The sequence below is a fragment of the Streptomyces sp. NPDC127068 genome (genome assembly GCF_042724695.1).
Lineage (GTDB): Bacteria > Actinomycetota > Actinomycetes > Streptomycetales > Streptomycetaceae > Streptomyces.
Genome location: NZ_JBHXEN010000111.1, coordinates 1 through 5,679, shown reverse-complemented (window position 1 = coordinate 5,679; position 5,679 = coordinate 1). Strand labels below are relative to the sequence as shown.

Genomic DNA, 5,679 nt, shown 5'->3' with positions numbered 1-5,679 from the left:
CGCCCGCCTCCGGCGGCGCGCCGGCAACCGGGCCGGCCGGGTCTTCCGCTGGGCATCCGCCCGTGTCCATATGGGTCGTGGTTCCGCCCTCCGGACTAACCGAGTGGAGCGGCGTCGCCAGGTCAGCGGCAGGTTGACGGCAGACACGGCCGCCGACCCGCACCGGGCGCAGGTGCTGCCTGGAGAGGACAGCGGTGGACCTCCCCCCCCGTCTCGCGCGAAGAGAAGGGGGACGACGTCGGCGCCGTCACCGTCGCGACCGGCGTAGGCGATCGCCTTGCGGCTGGGGAAGCGCTGGTACGGGCCGACGCACGACGGAGACATCGCCCTCCGGGCGTAGCCGGACTCCCCTGGCAAGGCATCGCTGGACCACGCTTGCCTCCGCGAGGAGCCATGCGCTGATCAGTTGCTCTCTCGACGAAGTCCTCATCCACGCGCCGCCTTTCGGACAGACAGGCCACGCACGCGCCTTCGGAGGCCATCCCTGCCCGGAGTCGGGTCCGCCAAGGGGGCCACCGGACCCCGACCTTCGCCCACATGCTCATCCCCACGGCGCGCCCTGCGCGGGTGAGCCCTGTCCAGCGTGACGTGGGCGGCCTGTGTACCACGAGCGAGCGTCGTACCGGGGATGGACGGACTGATGGGATCGGTTCGGATGACGAGTCGGGGGATTCTCGGTGGAGGGGCGCGACGGTGTGGCGGAGTCCGCGCGCTGATAGCCACCGTTCACCTGGAGGCCGTCGACATGGACCCCCACCACAGCCCAGAACGAGCTGGGCGGACCGTCATTGTTGGTGCCGCGTACCGGCTGCCGGGCGACGCCTCCAGCCTGGCGGCCAAACAGGCGGTGGCACTCTCCGGACCCGCGCGGACCGAGGACGGCCGTGGACACGTCCTGCCCCTCGCTCGCCCGGTGATCCTCCTGTCGGCGAAGTCGTCTGCGGACACGACACCCGACCGTCGACTCGACACCGCCGGGTGCCTCGCCATCGACGACCGTGACCAGTGGGCGCCCCTGCCGGGAGTGGACTCCAGCGTCGCCTCGACCATGTCCTCGACCTGATGGAGGAGGATCAAGGGCGGTCGACCCACCGGGGCTCGTCCGCCAGGCCGTCCAGTCGGCGGACGATGAAGCGGGAGCGCCAGCGGCTCACCGATTGCTCGCTGACACCGAGTTCGGCGGCAACCTGCTTGTTCGCCCTGCCTTCCGCACATGTCAGCACGATCCTCGCGCGCAGCGCGAGGCAGTGTGCGGTCTTCGCCCGTCTGGCCCACCGCGGCAGCTCCGCCAACTCCTCAGCAGACAGCGCAACGTCAACAGCACGCGGCCCCGGCGACATGACAAACACCCTAGTCATTGCCGTCTCAATTTTCCGGTGCATCACACTAGTCGACGACACAGCCCCCGTAACCGGACACACCACCGGCAAACGAAATCGACCAAGCGCTACCAGCCAGGCGATCACCGGGTACTGTCGGTACGGCTGTCTTCCTCAGCCCGTATGTAGTGCACAACCAACCCGACCGCCGCCCCCGGAGCGATCGCTTCAAACTCCTGCGCGGGGCCGAGAGACAGAGCCCGCCCTCCGGTGCAGTGGGGGCGGGCCTCATGCCCTTCGGGGCGGAGCGCGGGAGTGCCTGGGCGATCACTTCGCTGGTGCAAGGTAGCGAGGATGTCCTTGGGCAACCACCACGCTTGGAGGGGTTCTTGGTGTGGGGGAACGGTCTGGAGGAGAGGAGGGCATGCTGGTGGGGTTCGGCTACTCGATCCGGCTGAGTGAAGGAGTTGTGTTGTGGGCGTTGCGGAAGACCGACTACGTGTTCGTTTCGGGCTATTGGATGCCAACAGCGACGGGGTGCTGGAACAGCGTGACTTCGAGACCTTGGTGGAGCGGGTGATTGCGGCGAGCGGCGCCGGAGAGCGGTCGCCCGAGGCAGTGGCGGCGCGGACGGCGGCTCTGGGGTACTGGCAGGGGCTGCGCGAGCACGCTGACAGTGACAACGACGGAGTCGTGGACATCGACGAGTTCACGGCGGTGGTACACGACCAGGAGGCGTTCGATCGATACGTGCGTCCTTATGCCGAAGCCACGGCGGCTCTAGCCGACGGGGACAACGACGGCCAGGTGCAGCGGGACCGCTACCTGGCTATCGTGAAGGCATCGGGATTCCCCTCCGAAGCTGTCGAGACCGTCTTCGCGGGCTTCGACGCCGAAGGTTCCGAACGGCTCACCAGGTCCGGCTGGATCGACATCGTCGAGGGCTTCTACACTCGCCGGGGAGCGCACTTCACCGATCGGCTGAGCGGGCCGGACCCCGGTTCCCCGCACGGCGCCGACCGTTAGAGGTGAGTGACGGCGCTTTGGCCAACTGCGCAGTCGGCCAGGGCGTTTCGAGGTAGGTCGAGCCGGGCGCGCACGGGTTGGCTCGGCGCGTCCAAGCGGGAGTCGGGCTGGCCTCGATCCGGTGCGGGGTTGAGACGACAGGCTGCCAGGAGTATCGGATGTCCGCCGCCGTACCGGCTCCGTCTAGCGTGCTGGTGACGGTTTGCGGCCCGCGTAAAGCAGGGCAGTCAGCGAGCGCTGGTAGTGGTCGAGACTGCTGGTCTGTGGGTGGAGGTAGCTGCGGCTGTGGCGGAAGCGTTGTTGGAGTGCAGCCTCGGCGAGGGCCTCCCCGCACGGTTCCGAGGGGACGACCAGGCGATCGAAGGCGGAGCACGACAATGCCGGTCAGGGCGGGTCAAAGCGCATCGAGGCCAGGGCGGGACCGGTGCAGGCTGTGAATCCAGTCGCTGTGGAAGGCATGGGGTGTGATCGGCAGGGCGTGGAACCCGGCGGGTGGAACTGTGATGCCCAGGTCATATCGCCGATGTCGACTTCGGCTCCGATGCCGAGCCCGGTGCGGGTGGTCGTGGCGGCGATCGTCTCGATGGGCCGCGAGCACAGAGTGGACGATTCCGTGGAGGCAGGTGTTGGCCGAGAAGGGGGCCAGGTTGACGGGGTACTGCGTTTCCCGGGCCGCGGGGTCGTAGACGTGGCGGAACCGGCCGATCTTGTGTTGCTGGGCGAGGAGTTTGTAGAGGGCTTTCATCCGCTGGCCTTTCGGGCCTCGGAGTTTGTTGAGGGGTGTTCCGGTGGGCACCTTCGCGGTGAAGCGCATGGGGTACATCTGCCGGGCGACTTCGAGGCGGCGTTCCTTCTCGGCCCATTGGTGGACCTGGCGTTCGAGTCAGCGGGTGGTCAGGGAGTCCGGCGTGGTGGCTGAGTAGCAGCGGACGCCCCCTGAGCCGGTGCAGAGCGCGGTGGCGCTTCCGCAGGGCGCGGCGGGCGACGGAGGCCAGGGTCCCGGAGGATCGCGGCCCTCGCCAGGCTCTCACCGAGGCTTGTTCCGCTTGGACGGAAGGTTCCCGTCGCCGGCTGGGGCGCGCTGCTGGTTTCCTCCTGACCGTCCGGGGCGTGAGTGTTCCGGGCTGGTGAGCGTCCAGGGACACAGTCCGGGGGCGGTTCGCGATCAGTGCCGCCACCGCATAGTGCGCTCGTCGGGCCTCACCTCGTGCGGCGTCCGGAAGGATCCCGCCACGCAGCAGGACGGCGTGCGTACGAGCCGGGACGTCGTTCACCGGTTTGCCCAGGGTGCGCCGCAGTGCCTGCTGGGATCCGGGGATCCGGCACCTGGCCGTCACCGCTTGGACGAAGGCGTCGTGCTCCGCCAGCGGGAGGTCTCTGGGCGAAATCGGGTCAGTGATGGGTGTGCCCAAGGGGCTTCCTGCCCTTTCGTTCCAGTGAGACAGCCCATGCGCCCGGAGCCAGAGCCGAGTGCCGGGTCTTCTCCGTTCCTGTGCACGGGTGCCCGACCCTGACTGCGGTCCGTTCGCTACGAGACCGGCGGTCATCGACTGGAGTCGTGGAACAGACTGGTGTTGAGTCCTCTCGCGCTCTCCCGTGCCCGCGCCCCGCGGGGTGTCCCGGCAACGGCCAGCGTCACCTCGTCGTAGACGGCGAGTGCGACCCCTGCGAAGGACATCCGCGCATCCGAGACGTCACGCGCGTGGAAGGAATCCCAGAACCGGCCTTCCGCCGCCGGCCAATACGCCGCGATCGCGGTTCGTGGCCATGGCCCGCCTCCGCTCCGATTCCTGCTGTCAGCCGGCTGCCCTCCGCTGAACGGGGTGGAGTACTCCCGCCAGCCGTTCCGTAGCGCCGCCTCCAGACGCCAGGCCGCCTTCTCCGCCGCGTCCCGGGCGTTGCGCACGCCCAGGGCGAGACGGGTACCGTCCGGCTCCGCCGACTCCTCCAGGAGTGCGAACAGGGGCGGAGTCGAGCCGCTGAAGTAGGTGCGATCGCGGGTCTGGCCGGTCCTGGTCGAATCCGTACGCGAAGACCCGCAGGAATTCGAAGACGTCTCCCGGGATCACAGCACTGGCCAGGCCGACGGGGATCGCGGGGCGGCGCCCGACCGGCCGTTCTTCGTGTCGACGCGCTCCTTGAGGACGAGTGCGTCCAGATCACGCGAGGGAGCGCTCCGTCTCGGCGTCACGCGCGAAGAGTGCCGTCCTCGCTCTCGTCCCAGATTGGAGGGGAGTCCCCGTAGTCCGGGCGGCTGTCCCGGAAGGCCCAGGTGATCGTCGCGTCCGTCACAGTCTCCCCGTCCGGTCCCGGATGCAGCAGCACGGCGTTGCTGGTAGCGCACGGTGAGTGCCGACAGCGGACCCACAGGGCCACCCGGTGCGGCCATCAGGTCGGGGAGTTCGTCCCGCTCTCAGGGGCGACCGGCATCCGGCCCGAGTGCTGCGGCCAGGCACCTGTGGTGGGGACGCCGAGCACTAGCGACTCGTACAGTTGCCGTCCTACCGGGTGGTAGGACATCGTCCGCCGCGGTGGACCCGATCGGGTGTTGCCGAACCGTTCACCGTCCACCACCCGCGGGGTGCACTGACCCGAAGGGCCGTAGTAAAACTGGGAGATGAGGTGCAGAGCCGCCTCCGCCGACGGAAGCGCGACCTGTTTCAGCGTCATGGAAGTGGCCGAAGAGAATTTGCTTTTTCCCGGCAGGGCGGGCCATGACCAACTTGTCGACACCGGAACGGGACGGACACTGCCCGGCGAGCCGCGGGTCTTGCAGGAAAGGGCGCTCGGGTACGTACGCGTTCGATGGAAGAGGTCCTCCTGCGTGAATCGACCGTCCCTGTGTCCACCACGAACCGGCGGGGGAACAGCGCACTACTCATCGAGCCATCGAACTCCGTCGCCGTGGTCGAACACCGGCAGCAGTCGTACCGTCTCCGCACCCAGTCGTGTCACGATCAGGCCCTCGTCCGCCGTACTGGTCGTCAGCTGGAACAGCCCTTCCGCCTTGGCCGACTTGGGCAGCGTCACCGTCGAAGCCAGCCCCTGGACCGCGATCTCCGCTCCCAGTCGTTCGAGATCGTGATTCATCAGCTTCTCCGGTTCCTCGGAGTCGAACTCCTCGTCGTACACACCGTCGACCAGACGTTGAACCTCTTAGAACTCCTAACGAAATGATCTTCGAGGTGGTTGGATCACTCGGGGAACGTTGATCCGGGGGTGTGGGGTGGCTCGGCCGAGGCCGTGGGATGTCGATGACGAGTTGTGGGCAGTGATCGAGCCGCTGCTGCCCAGGGTGGAACGCCGGGCCCGTCACCCGGGGCGCAAGCGGCAT

7 protein-coding genes and 1 pseudogene are annotated in these 5,679 nt (G+C 68.2%); 3 read left to right on the top strand and 5 right to left on the bottom strand.

Annotated elements, in window-relative coordinates; genetic code table 11:
- The first annotated feature begins 745 nt into the window (after positions 1-745).
- Entirely contained in the window at positions 746-1,063 is a 318-nt protein-coding gene (locus tag ACFWIA_RS34935) for a hypothetical protein (protein WP_387011304.1), read from the top strand.
- Positions 1,064-1,073: 10 nt separating this feature from the next.
- Here ACFWIA_RS34935 and ACFWIA_RS34930 read toward each other — a convergent pair whose 3' ends face one another.
- Positions 1,074-1,340, bottom strand: coding sequence for a helix-turn-helix domain-containing protein (locus tag ACFWIA_RS34930; RefSeq protein ID WP_387011303.1), 267 nt, complete (start codon positions 1,338-1,340; stop codon positions 1,074-1,076).
- A 453-nt stretch (positions 1,341-1,793) separates the two neighbouring features.
- Between ACFWIA_RS34930 and ACFWIA_RS34925 the strand changes: the two genes are divergently transcribed.
- Entirely contained in the window at positions 1,794-2,345 is a 552-nt protein-coding gene (locus ACFWIA_RS34925; RefSeq protein ID WP_387011302.1) for an EF-hand domain-containing protein, read from the top strand.
- Positions 2,346-2,739: 394 nt separating this feature from the next.
- On the opposite strand, the gene ACFWIA_RS34920 is transcribed toward ACFWIA_RS34925, so the two are convergent.
- From ACFWIA_RS34920 to ACFWIA_RS34905, 4 genes are all read right to left on the bottom strand, one after another.
- Positions 2,740-3,159, bottom strand: coding sequence for a hypothetical protein (locus ACFWIA_RS34920; protein ID WP_387011301.1), 420 nt, complete (start codon positions 3,157-3,159; stop codon positions 2,740-2,742).
- Positions 3,160-3,888: 729 nt separating this feature from the next.
- Positions 3,889-4,023 carry a hypothetical protein gene (locus tag ACFWIA_RS34915; protein WP_387011300.1) on the bottom strand — a complete coding sequence of 45 codons (135 nt, stop codon included), beginning with the start codon at positions 4,021-4,023 and terminating at the stop codon, positions 3,889-3,891.
- Positions 4,024-4,410: 387 nt separating this feature from the next.
- Positions 4,411-4,536 carry a hypothetical protein gene (locus tag ACFWIA_RS34910; RefSeq protein WP_387011299.1) on the bottom strand — a complete coding sequence of 42 codons (126 nt, stop codon included), beginning with the start codon at positions 4,534-4,536 and terminating at the stop codon, positions 4,411-4,413.
- Between the two features lie 683 nt (positions 4,537-5,219).
- The gene (locus ACFWIA_RS34905) at positions 5,220-5,477 is read right to left on the bottom strand and encodes a hypothetical protein (RefSeq protein ID WP_387011298.1); all 258 of its coding nucleotides are present in this window, start codon (positions 5,475-5,477) and stop codon (positions 5,220-5,222) included.
- A 94-nt stretch (positions 5,478-5,571) separates the two neighbouring features.
- Between ACFWIA_RS34905 and ACFWIA_RS34900 the strand changes: the two are divergent.
- Positions 5,572-5,679, top strand: a pseudogene (locus ACFWIA_RS34900) (IS5/IS1182 family transposase); the annotation flags it as partial.